The 18,254-nt window shown below is 52.7% G+C and carries 15 protein-coding genes and 1 pseudogene; 8 read left to right on the forward strand and 8 right to left on the reverse strand.

Going from position 1 to position 18,254, the window contains the following annotated elements:
- Window positions 1-165: 165 nt before the first annotated feature.
- Complete coding sequence (locus APH44_RS15210; protein ID WP_054893436.1) at window positions 166-840, forward strand: isochorismatase family cysteine hydrolase; 675 nt, start codon at window positions 166-168, stop codon at window positions 838-840.
- 13 nt (window positions 841-853) lie between these two features.
- The gene (locus APH44_RS15215) at window positions 854-2,215 is read left to right on the forward strand and encodes a cytosine permease (RefSeq protein ID WP_054893437.1); all 1,362 of its coding nucleotides are present in this window, start codon (window positions 854-856) and stop codon (window positions 2,213-2,215) included.
- A gap of 931 nt (window positions 2,216-3,146) precedes the next feature.
- Here APH44_RS15215 and APH44_RS15220 read toward each other — a convergent pair.
- On the reverse strand, window positions 3,147-3,962 hold the full coding sequence (locus APH44_RS15220; RefSeq protein WP_054893438.1) for an NADPH-dependent oxidoreductase: 816 nt from the start codon (window positions 3,960-3,962) through the stop codon (window positions 3,147-3,149).
- 132 nt (window positions 3,963-4,094) lie between these two features.
- Here APH44_RS15220 and APH44_RS30385 point away from each other — a divergent pair, with 132 nt between their 5' ends.
- From APH44_RS30385 to APH44_RS15235, 3 genes are all read left to right on the forward strand, one after another.
- A complete protein-coding gene (locus APH44_RS30385; RefSeq protein ID WP_054893439.1) occupies window positions 4,095-4,409 on the forward strand; it encodes a hypothetical protein in 315 nt (104 codons plus the stop codon).
- Between the two features lie 89 nt (window positions 4,410-4,498).
- Window positions 4,499-6,097 carry an LA2681 family HEPN domain-containing protein gene (locus tag APH44_RS15230; RefSeq protein ID WP_054893440.1) on the forward strand — a complete coding sequence of 533 codons (1,599 nt, stop codon included), beginning with the start codon at window positions 4,499-4,501 and terminating at the stop codon, window positions 6,095-6,097.
- A gap of 222 nt (window positions 6,098-6,319) precedes the next feature.
- Window positions 6,320-6,688: a histone-like nucleoid-structuring protein, MvaT/MvaU family gene (locus tag APH44_RS15235; RefSeq protein WP_054893441.1), complete on the forward strand. Its 369-nt coding sequence runs from the start codon at window positions 6,320-6,322 to the stop codon at window positions 6,686-6,688.
- Between the two features lie 120 nt (window positions 6,689-6,808).
- Here the strand turns inward: APH44_RS15235 and APH44_RS30695 are convergent.
- The 4 genes and pseudogenes from APH44_RS30695 to APH44_RS15255 form a co-directional block, all read right to left on the reverse strand.
- Window positions 6,809-6,961 (reverse strand): annotated as a pseudogene (locus tag APH44_RS30695) (methenyltetrahydrofolate cyclohydrolase); the annotation flags it as partial.
- 36 nt (window positions 6,962-6,997) lie between these two features.
- Window positions 6,998-8,341 (reverse strand): RES family NAD+ phosphorylase, encoded by a 1,344-nt coding sequence (locus tag APH44_RS15240; RefSeq protein WP_054893442.1) that lies wholly within the window; start codon window positions 8,339-8,341, stop codon window positions 6,998-7,000.
- A gap of 127 nt (window positions 8,342-8,468) precedes the next feature.
- The gene (locus APH44_RS29765; RefSeq protein ID WP_156343757.1) at window positions 8,469-9,398 is read right to left on the reverse strand and encodes an ATPase; all 930 of its coding nucleotides are present in this window, start codon (window positions 9,396-9,398) and stop codon (window positions 8,469-8,471) included.
- Between the two features lie 376 nt (window positions 9,399-9,774).
- Window positions 9,775-11,145: a hypothetical protein gene (locus tag APH44_RS15255; protein WP_054893445.1), complete on the reverse strand. Its 1,371-nt coding sequence runs from the start codon at window positions 11,143-11,145 to the stop codon at window positions 9,775-9,777.
- 390 nt (window positions 11,146-11,535) lie between these two features.
- Between APH44_RS15255 and APH44_RS15260 the strand changes: the two genes are divergently transcribed.
- The 3 genes from APH44_RS15260 (at window position 11,536) to APH44_RS15270 (ending at window position 15,709) form a co-directional block, all read left to right on the forward strand.
- Window positions 11,536-12,654 (forward strand): NAD(P)-dependent alcohol dehydrogenase, encoded by a 1,119-nt coding sequence (locus APH44_RS15260; protein ID WP_371105610.1) that lies wholly within the window; start codon window positions 11,536-11,538, stop codon window positions 12,652-12,654.
- Window positions 12,655-12,962: 308 nt separating this feature from the next.
- Window positions 12,963-14,066, forward strand: a complete 1,104-nt coding sequence (locus APH44_RS15265) for a PIN domain-containing protein (RefSeq protein WP_054893446.1) — start codon at window positions 12,963-12,965, stop codon at window positions 14,064-14,066.
- A 419-nt stretch (window positions 14,067-14,485) separates the two neighbouring features.
- Window positions 14,486-15,709: a hypothetical protein gene (locus APH44_RS15270; protein ID WP_054893447.1), complete on the forward strand. Its 1,224-nt coding sequence runs from the start codon at window positions 14,486-14,488 to the stop codon at window positions 15,707-15,709.
- A gap of 74 nt (window positions 15,710-15,783) precedes the next feature.
- Here APH44_RS15270 and APH44_RS15275 read toward each other — a convergent pair whose 3' ends face one another.
- The 3 genes from APH44_RS15275 to APH44_RS15285 form a co-directional block, all read right to left on the reverse strand.
- Entirely contained in the window at window positions 15,784-16,419 is a 636-nt protein-coding gene (locus tag APH44_RS15275; RefSeq protein ID WP_054893448.1) for an HAD family hydrolase, read from the reverse strand.
- A gap of 53 nt (window positions 16,420-16,472) precedes the next feature.
- Window positions 16,473-16,970 (reverse strand): hypothetical protein, encoded by a 498-nt coding sequence (locus APH44_RS15280; RefSeq protein WP_054893449.1) that lies wholly within the window; start codon window positions 16,968-16,970, stop codon window positions 16,473-16,475.
- 490 nt (window positions 16,971-17,460) lie between these two features.
- Window positions 17,461-18,192, reverse strand: coding sequence for a metallophosphoesterase (locus APH44_RS15285; RefSeq protein ID WP_054893450.1), 732 nt, complete (start codon window positions 18,190-18,192; stop codon window positions 17,461-17,463).
- Window positions 18,193-18,254: the final 62 nt, after the last annotated feature.

Consider the following 18,254-nt stretch of genomic DNA (forward strand, 5'->3'; position numbering starts at 1 on the left):
GCAGCAAAGCAAAACGGTTTCTGGCAGATAGTCAGGTAAATCCCTTCCGCGAGCATCCACCTCGCGGTGAGGAGTGATCCCGCATCACTCAACCCATTTCCTGATAATCCTCCGGTATGCCCGCCAAGGCGCTTACTGCGGAGTTCTGCACTCGGAAGAAACGTGATGAGCAACGATACAGCCTTATTGGTTATCGATTTACAAAAAGAAGACGGCTTTTCTCTTGAGCGCTTTGACCAGGTGGTCGAGAACGCAGCCGCGTTGATAGACACCGCCCGAAATCTCGGAATCCCTCTGTTCTATACCCGCCATGTTAATGAGGCCCTAGGTGATGACCTGATGCTTGGTGAGCCCGTGGACGGTCATGGCCAACCAACTACCTACCTCGACGGCACTTATGCAATTGAGATTCTCGATGCGCTTGCTCCAATCGAGGGCGATGTAGTAATCGATAAGCACCGTTACAGTGCATTTCACGGAACTAGGTTGGCTCAAATGCTTCACCGCAGGGGGATCAAAAATCTTGTTGTAATAGGCGTCCTGACCGATGTCTGTGTAATGACCACTGTTTTCGACGCATACCAGCACGATTTCAACATAACCATTGTCAATGACGCTTGTACCGCCACCACATTAGCCGCTCATTATTCGGCTTTGTTCATTCTTTCCAACTGGGTCTACGGGCTTGAGATCTTTTCTACGGAGCAGTTGATAAGGCGCTTACGCAGTGAGCCAGCGACCTCATTGCTGACTGCTGAGCCTGATCATCTTGCGTTCCAGCCTGAGGCGTTTGTAGAGGCTATACAGCGCCTTGAAAAGAGCCTTGTCAAAGAGATCTGATTGGAGAGTCAAAATGAAAGTAGAAAATAGAAGTATTGATTTCGTTCCCGAAAATGAGCGCTACGGCAAGCCTCGCTCGTTGTTTTTTGTGTGGTTTGGTGCGAATGCCAATATCACGACCGTTGCGGCCGGCGTATTGCCAATCAATCTAGGGCTTAACCTCTTTTGGAGCGTCATCTCTATTCTGGTGGGGTCAATGATTGGCGCAATCTTCATGGCTTCGCACTCCGCGCAGGGGCCAAGATTGGGCATTCCTCAAATGATCCAGAGCCGGGCACAATTCGGCGTCTTTGGTGCAATCGTACCATTGCTTTTCGTCATGATGATTTATCTCGGTTTCTTTGTCAGTAATACGCTGCTCGCCGCTCAGGCCATCGTAAACGCGAGCCCATTGAGCAATGAGACCAATATCGCGCTGCTAGGTGCGGTTTGCTTCCTCGTGGCTTTATTTGGCTACCAACTGATCCATCGCTTCCAAAAGATCCTGTCATTGGTATCGATAGTAGTTTTTGGCATCGCCAGTTACTACGCTCTCACCATGGCAATTGAACCTGGACAGTGGACACTGCAAGGTTTTAGCTGGGTAAGCTTCCTAGCGTCGGTGAGCATTTCAGTGACTTGGCAACTGTCGTACGCCCCCTATGTGGCCGATTACTCGCGCTACTTGCCCACGCAGACATCTAGCCAGCAAGTTTTCTGGTACAGCTACCTCGGAACGGTGATTGGCGGGAGCTGGATGATGATTTTGGGAGCGGTGCTTGCAAAGAGCATGGCTGGCTTTTCGGATAACGTGGGCTTGAATCTGGTTGGCGTACTGGGGGGTGGCACTATTCTCACCTTTGCGTTCGTACTGTACGGTCAAATCGCGATTAACGTTTTCAACCTGTACGGGGCCTTCATGTCGACCGTGACGGTAGTAGAGCCCTACTCAAGATTGAAGGTGACGCCTGGGGTACGCGCCGGCTTCATGCTGGTCATTTGTGCGGCAGCGACAGGACTATGCACTCTCGCACAGGATGACTTCCTTCAGTTCTTCCTCAACTTCATCTTCTTCATGAGCTATTTCCTCATCCCTTGGACAGCAATCAACCTTGTGGACTACTACGCCCTACGCAAAGGCGTCTACCAGATCGCAGATATCTTTGAGCCGAATAGCATCTATGGGAAGGTGAATTGGATAGCCATCACGGTGTTCCTCACAACCATCATCCTCGAAATACCCTTCATGAGTACCTCGCTCTACGTAGGGCCGGTAGCTCAACAGCTGGAGGGCATTGATCTGGCTTGGGCTGTAGGTCTTATCTTCCCCGCAGTCGCTTATTACTGGCTCATGAAACGCCGTAAGACTCCGATGTCTACACTCGCCAAAATCTAAGAAGCGCTGTAGCGCCCTGAGCATACGACTTGATTGATTGCTCAGGGCGCATTGCCTGCCGGGAAAATGAAATCTGCGTCGTCTACCCTCATCGCTTCGCTTTGCTCCTGCAGGTCATTAGTGCCTGGCTCCAGTGAAGCCGCGGAGCAATCCCGCCAAGCTATCCCGCAGACGTTGCCGCAGGCTTTGCTTTGCTGCTCTGCCAATCCTCTCAAGTCTTTCAATCCTGGCAATCATCCGTGCGATGCCAAGTCGCGCACGTTGTCGGCGTCCATTCCTTCTCATGAGCCGGTCTCCAAATGTCCCAATCCGGTTACTCGAAACACTAGTGGTGGATTGGTCACCGTACCATTTGGCGCGCCCGTGGAACCAGCCACGAGTAGAAAGGGTGTTACCCCTCACCCTCAATAACTGTATGCACATACAGTGCTATTGAAATCTCACGGAAAATGAGAGCCCGCCTGATCGAGCAGCACCATGGTCAGCTCTCAATCATTCTCATCCGGCCCAATGCCAGGCGTCGCAGGGCCTGCAGCCATTCTTCAGGGATGGGCGTTCATCTAGAAATTCTCGTCGAAAAGGTCGGTCAGGTGGCTAGGTGTGGGGATGAAATAAAAAAAACTGTATGGATAAACAGTTGTCGGCAGGTGATTGCCCCAGTCGGCCGCTCAAGCGTTAACAACGTCAGCCTCGTGCTGCGCACCAGGTCGCTCAAGCGTCTCCACGGTAGGAGCCGGAAACTGAGCTGACCTACTCTGCTTTATTCCACCCCTGCTCGAGCGTTCTGCCCACGCCCCTTCCTTCGCTCTCCGAATTGATCAAGCCAGCGTCACTGCGCCGGGGCGTGAGCGTCTAATACCCTACGCAACTGAGATTTCGCCAATCCTAGCGAGCGGCGCCACAACTGAAGAACTTAACAAACCTACGAATATCAGCGCAGCCCGAATCCCATCCGCGCGAGCTCACCAAGTAGCTCTTCACGCCCATGCAGGCTCGAAACACTCCGCAGCCTACTTACCACTTGCTCTGACCATCCTGAAGCCTTCATGCCTTCGCGTTGATAGAACACGCCCAGGCGGTCATCGTAGTCCGCGAGAGCGCCCTCCTCACCGGCTGTCGTGTAGGTTTCGTGATGCAGCACGGCTACCTGCGGCAGCCGCGGCTTCACCTGGGCAGGTCGGTCAAGGGATGGGTATCCGACGCACATGCCGAAAACTGGATAAACCTGAGTAGGCAGCGCCAGCTCTTTGGCTACGCCTTCGATGTCGTTACGGATGCCACCGATGTATACGCTTCCAAGCCCCAGCGATTCCAGTGCAACGACGGCGTTTTGCGCCGCCAGTGCTGCATCGATGGTGCCGAGCAGCAAGGTTTCCAGGTAAGGCAGTGCTTCCAGCTCAACCCCCTGTTGCTCCGCGATGCGAGACACTCGGGACAGGTCTGCAAGCCAGACAAGAAAGAGCGGCGCTTGATGGATGTAGGCCTGATTACCGGCCAGGGCGGACAGGCGCTTTTTACGATCGACATTTTGAACGGCGACGACACTCCAGACCTGCAGGTTTGAGGACGTAGACGCAGACTGAGCGGCTGCGATTAAAGTCTCGATGGTACCCGCAGGCAGAGGTCGGTCAGTGAAGGCCCGGACGCTCCGGTGATCAAGGAGCTGCTCGATGATCTCATTGCATTGAGTGAGCGGCGAAATGTCAGGCGTGCCGTAGCGTGCGGTGAGTTTTGAGTGGGCTGTCATGAGCGTCCTCCAAAAAGGCCGAAGGCTATCAAATAGATGTCGGGGTAACACGCCCAGGAGGCCAAGTTTCATTTACCATGCGATCCAATCCGGGCACGGCCAGCCCAAACATCCCAGCCAGGTACCTTTCGTTTGGTAGCAAAACCACTAACCGCCCGCGAGGTTTATCAAGTCCTGCGCGACATCTCTCTTGGGGTTCGTACCATGCGCCGCTTGGGCGCACAGTCTTGGTCTGAAATCTACTGTGGCCAGATGACCATTGAGAGCGATGGCTGGGTGCTCACGTTTTACAACGACTGCGACGCCCTCGATTACTGCGACAGCTGCTACAGCCCTGATGGCCGCGCATACGTTTTCAATTCCTCGCAGTCTTACAGCACTGACCCTGTAGAGTTATTGAGCACTTGGGAGCATGCGCAGCTTGAAAAGCTGTTGAGTGCCTCGTAGCCGACCATAAGGGAGCTACGCGGGTTTGACTTACTAGACGGTCGGCTAAGGCCGCTAAGATAATCAGCTCCTCATCGCGGTGATTGCCCATGGACGATTTCGCCAGCCGTTTTTCTCAGCAGGGTTATGAACCCCACGCCGACGACCGCGCTCACCTTCTGAAAGCATTGATTGAACAGCTCGGCAGCCCAAGTGACGCTCCTCGTCTTCGACGTCTCTATGACTCAGTGATCGATGCTGCAGGTGATGGCGCCGATGAAGGCATCTTGCGGCATGCGACGCAGCTAGCGGACTTAGTGGCTTCGCGCGTCGAGCCGGAGAACGGATGCCTCGTTTACTACTCATGTTCCAATGCATGGGCCGAGCTGAGGAGGCTGGAGGTGCAGTCATGGGAAGACGATACCCTAGACCACCCTGCTCTGCTCAAACAGCTTTATTTCCTGCGCGCCTCTGTACAGCACTCAGGATTTAAAGAGCTGGCACCAATGCTTCGCTCGAGAATCCATTGCAATCTAGGCAATGCGCTCAGGGCGTGTGGGCGTTGGATTGAGGCGCTCAGGGAATGGCGCAATGCCTTGGAAGACAATCCGATCCTGGGTATGGCGCTGGGCAACCTTGGCATTGGCTTGGCTCAATACGGCAGTGCGCTTTACGACCCTAGTCACACCTATTGGCTCCTTGTGCATGCCCAGCGCAAGCTGGCATCAGCCATCGAGGGTGGCGTGGGCCGTGATGGCGCGACCTATCCTGAAGCGATAGAGTTTTTCAAAAGGCATCACGACAGGCTGGTCGAGTCCGTCGACGACGATGGTAACGCAGAGCTGTTTGAGCACAGCCTTGGCTCCTCGAAGGAGGAAAGACGTTACCGGAGATGGTGCCTTGAGGAACAGTTGTTCCTCAATCCCATGAACGACCTAGGAGCGTTCCCCGCCGCCGCTCAAGACGTCCTAAGGTTACCCGGGCATGATGCCAAGGCCGGAATCACTTACCTCGGCTTTTACAACCAACTGAAGCAGGAGTACGGGTTCGCTCGTCATTGTCTCTATTTGGGGGATCACGCCAAAGCCGGTCATGTGGCGGACAGGGGCATGTCACTCGCCTCCAATTGCGATTACGCGCTCTATGGCATGGGTCTAGAGCAGATCAAGACCGCCTATCGCAGCGCTTATTCGTTGCTGGATAAGCTTGCCTACTTTATCAACGCCTACTGGAAGCTGGGCATACCCGAGAAGGCGGTAGGCTTCCGGACTGTATGGTTTAAATCGGACAAAAATAGCCGCCTACTCCAGCCGCGGGTTGTGCGTGATGAGTTCGTATCCACGCGGAATCTTCCGCTTCGCGCGCTGTATTGGGTATCCCAGGACATCTATTCCAAGGAGCTAAAAGATGTGGCTCGACCTGATGCTCAGGCGCTTGATGAATTGAGAAACCACCTCGAGCACAAGTACGCCAAAATCGTGGACTCTTGCCATTGGATTGGCGAGCCTTCAGGGCTCCGGAGTGATCACTTGGCATTTGTGCTCGATAGGGATGACCTCTCTGCGAAGAGTCTGTTGATGCTGAAGCTGTCCAGGGCTGCGCTTATCTATCTGTGCCTGGCAATGCACTTTGAGGAATCGCAGCATAAGCTTGATGGCCCGGTTGGGGAGTTGCCAGTCGAGGACTACCCGGACGACCTCAAAACCTGAGGCTGGCGGAGATTGCTCCGTCATCAAATTTGGCTGAACCAGCCGACAGAGCGAAATTTTGGGTTCGCCGGCCGGAGGTTAGCCTCATCGATTAGGTCAGCAATTCGTGTTGCGACTGCTGAGGATGAAATTGCTCAGCATCGCGTTGAGGTGGGGTACGAATTGTAGTGATGGCTTGGACTTCAGCCCCTATACTCAACGCACCACATACAGGAGTGTCAAATGTCCAGACTCGCAGAATTCCGTGCCCTTGAGCAACAACTAGCTGCTCAGCTCGCCGAACTTGAGTCCCTCAAAAACGATGATGGCCTGAAACGCGAAATCGAATTCGAGAAAAAGCTTCGTGATCTGCTCAACCAGTATGGTTACAGCCTGCGCAATATTGTGGCCATTCTTGACCCACAAGCTGCCACCCGACGTGCTCCAGTCGTTGGAGCTGAGAAGAGTAGCCGCAAGCCGCGCCAGCTTAAGGTTTACAAAAACCCTCATTCGGGAGAGCTCGTGGAGACCAAGGGTGGTAACCACAAGACCCTAAAAGAGTGGAAAAGCCAGTATGGCTCCGAGGAAGTCGAGAGCTGGTTGGCTCAGTAAATCCTCCTAAAAGAAAAGGGGCCCTTGTGATGGCCCCTTTTTTTGGGGGGCTAGATGATCGATGAATGCCCCCAAGCGCCTCGAAAACCATCGACACGAACCGTACCAAAGCCCCACCCGCTAGCGCACCAACTCCAGCTCCTTAATCCGGATGGCCATGGCCGAATCCGAGACACCGAATTGCTGGGCCAGTGAAACCAGGTTCTGGTTGTTGAACCGGGAGCACCGCGCCAGCGCCAGCTCGCGCTCACCGGAGTCTTTCGACGCGTAAAGCCAAGATCCGCTCTCTTTCGTCAGATAGCAGCCACGCTATCGAAACTCATGGTATTTCCTGTCCTTCGACCAAGGAACATAGCGGACTGGGTCGGTCTCGGTGCTGAAGCGGACTCCCTGGATTTTGTGAATCACAATGCCGTCTCGAGCTAGGCGCAGGCTTGGCTCCGGCGGAGGTACAAGAGGGACGTACTGGGAGGACTGATCTGAGTCTTTAGGTTCGGCTTCCCAGAACTCTGGGTAATACACCCACCTATCTTCATCCGACTCCCAGAGACTCACATACTCAGCCTTTTCCATGTCATCCAGCCGCTCTACACCACTTGCTTTGTGGAAAAGAATGACGTTTTGCCCTGGTGACGTATCCTGCTGCACCTGCGCAGAGGGGAACAAGATACCGTCGAGATTCAGCTTTTCATGGGTTGCTAGGAAATCGGCAATAGCTTGCGTGATCAGATACCCGCTTTCCGCCGAGTCCGGCATGACTGGCATGGTCAGCTGCCGCTGCAAGTCTTTCAAAAACGCGCATCGTTCGGTGAGGCTCCTGCGAATTGGATTGAAGTAGCTCAACCCCCGGTGCGGACGCATTGAAGCCAGGTCGTTCAGGTTGAGAAGCCGCAGAGGCCGGATTACGTCGAACCGCGCGGTAACCACCATGCTGCCAACGGGAGGGCGCACCTCCGCAATCGCCGTGTGGTCATCTGTTGCGCCGTAAAAAACTGAAATCCCCTTGGCGTTCATTCGGCCAGGAGATCCCTTGCCTCCTGGTACCGGGCCGAGATGCTTTTCAGGGTGAGCAAGCGCTTCCTCCATGCTCTGCTCATTCTGGAACACCCTACCCCGTTGGAATGACGAGATCTGATAACCTTGGCCTGCGATCACAATGGGTGACCGGTCGTCCTTCGAGCGCAAATCTTCTATGCCGTCGAAGACCATAGTCAGGATTGACCCCACCAAGGGGTTTGCCAGCCGGGATTCAAACTGCAGGCTGTGCTCCATTTTTCGCCAGCCTACAGTCAGCTCCGACGATGCCTCTGTTTCCTCTTCGAAGTAAGGATCGTCATCATCTGGAAGGCTCCAAGAGTCGAGCAATCGCTCATGGATGTCAGAAAGAAGGGTCTCATCGGAACCCAGCATGCGCTCCAGAACGTCATACAGACTTTCACCGATCGGTGGGTAACCGTGATGAATCACTGAGCCAGGTTGTTGGATAGCCCGGAACGAGGCATGGATTGCTGTTTCGCAGAGATCTACCAGCTCTTCCATGTCCATGACAGGAAGCTCTCGGTCGCAGTAGTCACACTCGCTGATCTCGTTGTCCGAAGCGTGATGCTGCAGGAAGGTTTCGGTAAGGCAATCGGTACACACCACTTGACGCATCACTTGCTCCTTGGCTGCATTCCACCGCACTTGTCTACGGCCAGGCGAAGGCCTCTCGCTAATTTAAGCACTTACCCATCGGGCGCAGCCCTTGCCAATGGTTAGGAGCTGCTAATTCGACTGAACCTCAGCTCTTCAACGGCCCCAAGTCAATCGCTAGGCAGCGAAGGTCAGTGACCTGTGCAACCATGGTGTTGCTGGCTTCATGATGCGTGAATGTTCCCAAGAAATAGAACGTGAAGTACCGCACTAACCGCGCCTGCTCGAGAAGCTCATTCACATAGCGCCTCGATCGGTGCTGAGTCATCACTTCATCTGAGACGTGGAGGAAGGCGTCCTTATCCGCGACCTTGTCAAAGAAACTGAATACGAAACCAGCCCCTTCTCTCCGCTCAATGCGTCCTCCACCGTTGTAGACGTACCCTGCAGTATCAGGCCTGGCCCAAACCACCTTTTTGAAGTACGAACGCAGCGGAATCACGCCCCGCCCTGCTACGTTGATGGTCACCTCGGGGAAGAGGTCTTTCAGGGTGTCGCGGCTCTCCTGGTAGTAATCCACTAGCTCTCGAAGATCGCGGGTACGGTGCTTCCGATCGGTACGGGAGCCTTCTGTGCCACCACCGTCCCGTCGACGATGGGGTTCCGCCTCGTCGTTGCCTGGAGCGACTCGAGGTGGACGTACTACTGGTTCTTCTGGCTGCGTAGGAGGAACAAAGATATCAATGACTGAGGTTAGATGGCGTTTAGCCAAACGGGTGCGCGTCTGCAACTCCGTTTCTCCTGGCAAAGGTGCATCGCTCCCCTCGTCCTCATCGGGCAGCACCCACTCGCACTCCGCATGGTGAGCATAGTGCTCGTTGTCCTTGTAGTGCGGAGATTTGACACGCGCTTTTTCGGTCGGGTGGATGTCGTAATTGACGCCTGTGATTTTAGGAACCACCTTGAGAGCCCTGCATTCGGGCGATGAGCACTGGAACAGAAAGCGGCTGCGTGGCTGGTTTTGATTGAAATAGGCCTGGCGTGCACCGCCTATGGTTAACTCCTCGCCCAACTCCACACAGTATGCCCGGGTGATCCTTCGCTTCGTTCGCATCGGCAGCCTCAACGCAAAAGCTTGAGACTAACGCGTGGTGCGTGGAGCGCCAAGGCTTGAGATAGAGCTGTTAGCTAAGACCTTGGTCGAACAGTGTCATCGGGAAAATGACATCGGCCGAGGGCGTGGCGGGTTCACGATGTCATTGTGGTCAGAGTTGGAGGTTCTGAGGGCTGCCTCCATCATGGAGTACTAAACGATATTCTCCTGTTGCGTAATTCCCAGTACGCCGCAGGATTTGCGTTCACAGCCCCCCGCTCTTCCAAACCGATCAGCCGCTCAAGCAACTGTTTCGACAATTCGGTCGGGATGGCGGGGCGCTCAGTCTGCCTACCGGAGACTACTCAACTTCATCATCGACCTCTGGTTGCGGCTGAATCCAGCCGCGGCTAATGAAGAAGCTGAAAACATTCGCAAATTGGGAATATGCGCTTCTGCGGACAGCTTCGTGGAAAAACCTGTCCTTTGCTTGATTACTTGGCAAATCATGGGGGCCGGCGTCTCGGAGCAGTCCCAACACAAGGCCCTCAGTGGCGGCAGCATTCCAGCATTGACTGTTGCTCATGAGTGTAGCCAGGAGAAGGTCAAGCTGTGGACTTGTGAGCCTTCCGGAAAATGGTGCAAGGAGACTGCGGAAACGGATCTCTGACCCCCTGAAACTTCCTGAATCGCCGTAGCTCGAGACAGCCCGATCCCAGAGTTCTGGAATCGGCGATGCGCTGATCGCCTGCTCAAGATGAGCTTCACTCATGTCTCGGATCACGCTCAGCAACCCTTCTCGCAAGGCAGGTACTGAAACGCCAGCGAGAGTCCGATAATCAGGCGCATTCGTAGGGTCAAAATTCGCGACGGTTTCAACGAGCGCGGTTTGAGTTGGAGGCTCCAGTTGTGGCCAGAACGCGGGGAACACCGCCAGCAGGGAAATTGCCCGAGGGCGTGAGGCAGGCTCAGCGCTGTCAATGAGCCTCAGGATTGCTGTGCAGATGTCTGGCCAAGCGTCAGGAGCCCTATTGCGCAGAGCCATCAAGGTATGCGCAATTTTCTGCTGGTGCGTCTCCCACTCCGGAGGAGTTCCTTTCAATAAGGACTTGCCCAAAACTGTGCCGAAATTTTGCACATTCTGCGTCTTGATTCGCTTCAAATACCGCTGATCAACATATTCATGGATCTGATCAGGGGATGTCGGAAACCCAGCTGACTGGACATCCAGGCTGTAAATGTCATAGATCGCCTTTCCTTGGCGCGGCTCACGCGACAGAACGCAATCGATGACATTGACAAGGTGAAGCCTAACCAGCTCTGGTGATGGTTCAAAAAGCTCAGCTTCGGCTGAGAATGCAGGGTGTGCGCACAGATGCCTATCTAGTCGCAAGCGGTGTAAATGACGCTTGGCGATCGGGTCAAGAACCTGCGTCGTGTCCGTAGCGTGATCAAGAATTTCACCTTCCAGGGTCAACAATTTAGGAATATTGTCAGCCGCAGTGGCAGCGTCCCATTGTTTGATGAATTGAGCAGCCGCTGCATCTCCTTGTGCGCTGATCTCACGATACTTGGCGATCAGATCGTAGGCTAATGCAACCCAAAGTGAAGTGAGTGACCCCCGTAGTGCCCCGGCTTTGTAGGCTTTGACAGCATCGAGAAAGTAACGTTTGGAAGCGGGATTTCGAATTCTTGTGACTAAGATGTCTAAATCTACAAAGCCAATATCCATGTACCCATGCCCTGCCGTATCGAAAACTAGCGCTAAGGTCGCCCAAGTATCCTCGCGTCAAAATGGGACTATCCGCTGTCGACGACACGCTGCCCAGCGAGGAAAACGAATTGGTATCTGCTTTGCGATTATCCCAGGCCGATAAAGCCGCGGCCATTGAACGATCGGATAATGGCCGGCTCCCCCTGTAGCATGCTCGCTCTGCAGATTCGGGGGGTATCCTGAATTCAAGGAGGGGCGGTTTCAGAGGCCGAGTGCAGCACTGGGCTATTGTGTTGGAGAGGAGGTATCCTGATTCCGCGCCATCATCTGCATCATCATTTCGATTGGGTATTTAGAACTTAAGCGCTGGCGCAGCCGAAGATCCAGTTCATAGACAATGGCGTCCTGTTGCTCCTGACCAAGGCCAGACAGGCCTTTCCCCCTTGCGCCAGCCAGCCCCACGACGATAACCACCCAACTAGGCAGCGAAGCCTGCCGAACCCCATTTTTTCAAAATCTGGCGAGTTTGTTTGTATCCAAAGCATAAGCGCAGCCTTCGGCTGCGAAGAAGGCGATTCCCCCTCAGCCCCTGCGGGGCTATGCAGGTGCAAGCCAGACAACGTTTCTCTGAATTATCGCGATAAAGCCATCGTCGATGGCTTTTACGAACCTCACTTGGTACCGAAGCCATTGATACCTGTCAGCGATGCCTCGGGCACCGTAGTTGCCGTGGGTGAAGGCGTCAGCCGATTCAAGGTGGGTGACCGCGTCAATTCGCATCTCTACTCGCGCTGGATCGATAGGGAGCCTGGGCCGGACGAACCAGCGTACTGCTTCGGCATGCCATTGCCAGGTGGCTTGGCCGAATTCATGATCATCCATGAACAAAGCGCTGTACGTGCGCCGGACAACATGACCGACGAGGAAGCATCAACCCTCCCGATTGCAGCGCTGACCGCATGGTATTCGCTGGTTGACTATGGCCAGATTCAGCCCGGCCAGACGGTGCTGGTGCAAGGCACCGGAGGGGTATCGATTTTTGCCGTGCAGCTGGCAACCGCACTGGGCGCCAAGGTGATCGTAACCTCAAGCAGTGACGCCAATCTGGAGGCGGTGAGAAAGCTCGGCGCCGTGGCTGGGGTGAACTATCGCACCTTCCCGCGCAGGGAAGAGGAAGTTCTGAAACTCACCGACGGCAAAGGCGTCGACTTGCTGCTTGATGTGGCTGGAGGCGAGGGTTTGAACCAGTCCATTCTGGCAACCAAGACCGCCGGCAAGATCGCTCAGATCGGCTTCCTCACCGGTCAGTCCACCTCGCTGAGCCTCATGCCGCTTATCTTCCGCCAGACCACGATTCGTGGCATTGCGGTGGCACCTCGTTCGTCCTTTGATCGCATGAACCAATTCCTGAGCGAACACGCGATTCGCCCGGTCATCGATCAGACCTACTCGTTGTACGACGCTCACAAAGCCTTCGAACACCTGGCACGAGGCGCCTTTGGCAAAGTAGTTATCAAGGTCTCCTGACTCGTTTGTTCTGACCTCGGATGGCAAGGATCCGAGGCTGGCCGACGGCGCCCGGCCAAATCCCTTACTTGCCTAAAATTGTACTCTGCGAAAGGCTGCATTGGGTCGAAAGCTGCACTTCGCGACTCTATGCTATCGACCCAGAGCAGTCTGCCGCGAGGAGCAGCAATCAGCCACTAGCAGCGCTCCGCTCATTACAAATTGGCAATTTTGTTTCATTCACCGCAGAAATATAATACTCTTGCGAATGCGGAAAAAAACAGCTCGTTATAACCGAATACATTTACACGCCAAAAGGGGGCAGGGACTTGGAAGTTAAAAGCGTTGTGATTGACAGTAACTTTCTAATAAAGGACTACAACCTTAATTCCCATGAGACAGCTCAGCTAATAAAGATTAAGGATTATTACAAGCTCAGCCTTATAATGCCTGACGTCGTATATGATGAGTGTATTGGTAACTATAGAAAAGACTCGCTTGAAGCTCGCGCAGCCATCGCGGCAGATATAGAAAAATATAAAAAACTCTTAGTGAATATAAAGAAGACGAAGTTTGATCATGCTGAGCTGATGAGTGAGCTCTCTAAGCTTTCAGATTATTACAAGCCTAAACTAGATAAATTTATAAAAAACAACGGCATCAAGAAGCTAGCCTACCCAAGTATAAGTCATCGCTCTATAGTGAAAGAGATGTATCAAGGGTCACTACCCTTCAGGTTAGAGAAAACAGAAGTCGGATATAAAGATTTTCTCATATTGAGCTCTATAAAAGAGCATCTAGATCCGAATGATATTACAGTGATTTTGACAAGAAATGCAAAAGATTTTTGCACCACAGGGGGTGCTCTTGGTAAAAAAGGATTGATACCGGTAAACGAAAGGTTAGACATGGGCAGCGTATATGTAGTTGAGACTGTCGAGGCCTTATCAGCGATTTTATCAGAAAACCTGGATCGTACTAACGTAGCATCCCCTTGGACTCGCGAGGAAATTGAGAAACTCCTCAAAGACTCCATCGAAGAACCATTTTATAATTCTGAGATTTATGGGCTTCTTATGATTGGCCCTAACAGCGCAAGCAATATCATAGTCAGCATAAAAGAACTACAAGCCCAGCAAATAGATGTTGAAAGCGGCCATGTGGAGATCACCGGCGTGGCACGAATTCAGATGGATTGTAGCTTTGAGCTAAATCAATTCGTGTTCTCAGCCAGTGATACAGAGTTTGTCTTTTATGATGCAGTGATAAGTGCGATGAAAACTCTGAAATACACTGACGACGATTACTGGGAGATTCAGTTCGACGATTACAATTACTGCCATGATTTCGAATTCTCTATAACTGATTATGATTATGAGGTGGGGAAATCCCTAGAGGGGAGCTTTTTAACTCTTGATCGAGTTAAAAACTGATCAACCACCGCCGAAGTTTAAGGATCTTTCAAGTTAACCACATGATAAATCTACTTATGCAAGAACCCGCTTGATCTAAGCGGAGATGTCCGCGCTCTTCCAGACACGAGCAAGATTGTACCCTCGAACGTACGAAATGGTCGTGAGCGGGCCTAGGCGAAGGTCGACTATGGGTCGATAGCGGTCGCCCGTGGATGACCGCTATGGAATAAGATCTTCCATCGGATGAGGCACTAAGTGCTCCCCTTTTCGCACCGTTTCGGTCAGAGCATTTCGATCACAAACTTGTTATGGCGAATCAGTCAGGCGCGGAATCTTAGGCAAGCCATTAAACAACTATAACTGAAACGGATAACCGCCGTCTTGGGCTAGGTAAAACTCCGTGTAGACCTAGACAGGTATTTTCTGAGGGATAATTTGTGGCCATTAATAGATTGCTTCAACTTGAAAATGGAATTGGGCTAAGCAAGGTCGTTGTATGCACAGGACTAACTGCTCCTGCAATTATCCACCCTATCGTGCACGGTGAGCCTGCGCTTACGGCGCAAGCATTTTATTATCTAGACCACCTAGACTCCGTTGCCCAGGTTCGATTTGAGAAAGATCAAGACGTGTTATCTGATGATAAAATAGAATTTCTTATTGATAATTACCTCTTCGAATATAGCAAGAAGCACCCTGAATCCCGCATGAGCTTTAAGGTTCTAGAGGGTAAGTTCTGGCAGGATGATGCACACGACCACTATCTACTGGCGGATCGCGGACTGACAAAAGTTCTTGTGGCAGACGTTCTGAATGACGAAGCCGTGCACTCGATCGAAGCCATTGATCCAGGTGACACGGTGGATCTGCAAGATTGGGACATAGGGCGAAACTATATTAAAGATAGTTTGCACCGCCACATAGAAAACGTTACTGGCGTTCTAGAAAAAAAGGTAATGGCAGTAATAATGCCGAGCGCCAACCGCGATGGCTACATGGGTAAAATGAGGGTCGTAAAACCTGAATTAGGCCTAATTGACTACGACTCAGCCATGGCGCTTACCGATCTATCTCTTCGTCAAATATCAGAGCAGGCAGAATCGGCTGCCTTAGGTTGGCGCGGTGACCACTCTCTTCCAGTGGAACGTATTGTTGCGAAAAAATTCCACAACCCCGTCATGTTGTCACACTATTTCTCAGGGCTGCATGAGCTAAATGCACTTAAGAGCTTTGTGGGCCTCTACAATGTACTGGAGTACTATTTCGAGGAAGCCCCCGGTATTCTTGGAAAAGATGCTCGCTCAGAAAAAAACCAGTTAGAATGCGTAGTGGAACTGCTAGTCACAGACCAAGAAGTCAGCGGATTCATTGGAAGCCTTGGCGCTAAACAAATCGCCCTCATTAAAGCAGACCTACCTACATCTTCAGGCATTAAAATAAATAAGTACGATGATATGGCAGGCGCAGGTAAAGACCTAGCTCGTTGGCTTTACGAAATTCGATGCGCAGTAGTACATTCAAAGAAGACTCGTAAAGGGCAATTGACCCCCACGTTCGAACCGTACACCGCTGAATCACAAGCGCTACGATGGGTTGTGCCAGTGATACGCTGGCTTGCTGTAAAGTGCATCGAAAAGGACAGCGATTTGAACTCTTACTGAGTACCAGCTTAAATTGGATTCATGGCCGCTTAACAGCAACAGCGTAACGATTTTTGAAACCTAAGCGATCGGGTTCACTGCCAGGCCTCTGTAATGGCACTAGTGAACTCGATCAGACTTCGGAAGCGCCCTGCTCCCTTCCGATCCAGGTAATGGCCCACAATTCCAAACGAGCGAGGGCCTAGCTCATCACATCGTTTGGAATCCCCAATCATAAGCACTTGGGCGGTTCCAGATCCCATGACCTGGCCAGGAAACGTATCCAGCATGGCGCAAACGCTTCGGTACATTTCAAGGTCTGGCTTCAGGACACCAGTTTCAGCGCTCAGCGCGTAAGCATCCAACCCAGGGAGCAAGCTCCTGACTCTTGAGCAGTAGGGCCCAGCCAGGTTTGAGCACACCTCTACTTTGATCCCATGCGCTCGGAGACGCCCAATGGCAGGCAGAGCATCATCAAAACACTTGATCGACTCAAGCTCACGATCCAGCGCACTCTGCAGCTCGATCAGCTGGGAAAGCTTGAGTTTGATTCCAAAATGGTGAGCGGACTCCAGCAGGCCTCCGTTCAACGCCATGACGGTACGCAGGTCGGAAGGTGAAGCCACTCGGCCTTGTTGGGCGCCAATCCGGAGAAGACGCTTGTAAGGGTTCTCACGATTCAGAATTTCGATGAGCGTACCGAACGCATCGAAAATGACCGCTGTTATCATTTGGAGCGCCTCATGAGTCCGGAGTGGCCCAGCGATGATAATGGCTTTGGCAATTACCGCACAACAACTCCATGGGCAGCCAAATCATCTACCAACGTTTTGCGGCGCAACATTGCTGGAATTTTGAATACACCTCGGTATGCATAGTAAAGTGCAAACGGAATAAACAGTAGACCAAGACCATATGTGGCTGTCGCTATGATTATTCCACCAGGAACTGCCGCTACCGCCATCAAGATCCCTTTCAGAATACTGGATTTTGCAACCTGCCGCAGGTTGTCAAGATCGTATTCGACCTTTCCATTGCTTTTCTCTACAGCAATGAGGACGATGGATTTTTTGCCAAGGTGCTTATAGTACCAGGTGCGAGGACTGTCCAAGACAAGCGCTCCATGCCTTTTCAAATAGTCAACCATGGCAACTTCTTTGAAGTGAAAAGTACGGCCCTCCACATCCTCGCATCTAACCTGGTCATAAACCGCATCTAGGTCGCCACTGGCTTTAAGATTATAGTTTTTGACAGTGAGTGTCGTTTTCTTGAGATCAGACATACCTTTCCTTAAGTATTACAACTTGGTCTTAATAGCCATTAGGAGCGAGCTAGTGGGCACGGGGACTCGCCAGGCTAAAGCCGCTGGTTCGTCTCCGGGTGCGTTGTACTCGGCTGATTTCTATCAGAGCGCTCGCGCGCTACAGGTCAACGGGGCATGAGTGTGTCATGGCCGAAAGCAAGCCGGCATCTCATGCGTCACCTAGATCTCCCGTAGATAGTTCGGACACAATCACATAGTGATCACGACGGGTCAGGCTCCGCACCAGCTTGAATCCGTTGACCTGCCGGACATCCCGAATCCCCGGGGTTACGACAGTCATTCCGTCACTGCTCACGCGAGACAGGTCGCAGTAGACCAAGCCTGTGAGGCGATCACCTACCCGCGCTACGTCCATCAAGTACGCGTCTATCGGTACCCCCCAATCAATCCGGGTTGCCTTGACGACTGCCAATGGAAGTTGGATCAATTCACAAGTACTCACGGTTCCTCACACGATTTCAATTATTTTGTCTGGCTCGAATCCGCAGTCTTCACCTGGATAGCCCCGCTGATTCGAGATCAAGCGACATCCACCCAGCATCGTATCTACCGAATGATGCGTGTGACCAAACGCCCAGAAGTCAGCCTGCTCGACCAAGTTATACCAACGGTTGTAATAAGCCGCACTGATATGCCCACCGTCCTCATCGCCCGAAACCTCAGGCAGTGGAGAGTGATGAGTTACCACGAATGTCTTTCCGTCAAATGGCTGGCTCAGTTCTCGGTCAAGGAACGCCTTGGTAGTCAGATTCTTGAAAACCAAATCCCCTGGCCGTAAACGACGATAATTCGCTTCCGCACGGATCATCCGAAAGTCATTCATCGCGCGCGCGCATGCCCTCGATGCCGCCGCAAAATCTCCCGTGCTCGAAAAATCCGTCCATGCCGTCGCTGCCACAAACCTCACACCACCGATCATCATCGACTCGTTTTCCAATACATGAACGTGCGGCGCTGCGGCAGCTCGCATCTTCTCGACCGTTCTGTCGAGGTGTCCTTTGTAATGCTCATGATTGCCGGCGCAGTAGATCACTGGGCATCGGAAGGTCTCGTTTGCCCACAAAACGCCACGCGCTTGGATGTCGATGTCGCCCGCGAGGATCACCAAATCCGCAGGCAGCTCTGGCGGGATGAAGCGGGCGAACTCATTGTGCAGATCTGAGTAGATAACGACTTTCATGGGCTGGTAGTTGGCCTGATCACTAGGGTGCGGCTTGCTGGGTGGCGGCCCGATCCGCTGCA

The organism is Pseudomonas sp. NBRC 111143, assembly GCF_001320965.1.
Classification (GTDB): domain Bacteria; phylum Pseudomonadota; class Gammaproteobacteria; order Pseudomonadales; family Pseudomonadaceae; genus Aquipseudomonas; species Aquipseudomonas machongensis.

Coding starts and splice junctions, on each gene's coding strand:
- APH44_RS15210 (WP_054893436.1), top strand. CDS start 166: ATGAGCAACGATACAGCCTTATTGGTTATCGATTTACAAAAAGAAGAC.
- APH44_RS15215 (WP_054893437.1), top strand. CDS start 854: ATGAAAGTAGAAAATAGAAGTATTGATTTCGTTCCCGAAAATGAGCGC.
- APH44_RS15220 (WP_054893438.1), bottom strand. CDS start 3,962: ATGACAGCCCACTCAAAACTCACCGCACGCTACGGCACGCCTGACATT.
- APH44_RS15230 (WP_054893440.1), top strand. CDS start 4,499: ATGGACGATTTCGCCAGCCGTTTTTCTCAGCAGGGTTATGAACCCCAC.
- APH44_RS15235 (WP_054893441.1), top strand. CDS start 6,320: ATGTCCAGACTCGCAGAATTCCGTGCCCTTGAGCAACAACTAGCTGCT.
- APH44_RS15240 (WP_054893442.1), bottom strand. CDS start 8,341: ATGCGTCAAGTGGTGTGTACCGATTGCCTTACCGAAACCTTCCTGCAG.
- APH44_RS15255 (WP_054893445.1), bottom strand. CDS start 11,145: ATGGATATTGGCTTTGTAGATTTAGACATCTTAGTCACAAGAATTCGA.
- APH44_RS15275 (WP_054893448.1), bottom strand. CDS start 16,419: ATGATAACAGCGGTCATTTTCGATGCGTTCGGTACGCTCATCGAAATT.
- APH44_RS15280 (WP_054893449.1), bottom strand. CDS start 16,970: ATGTCTGATCTCAAGAAAACGACACTCACTGTCAAAAACTATAATCTT.
- APH44_RS15285 (WP_054893450.1), bottom strand. CDS start 18,192: ATGAAAGTCGTTATCTACTCAGATCTGCACAATGAGTTCGCCCGCTTC.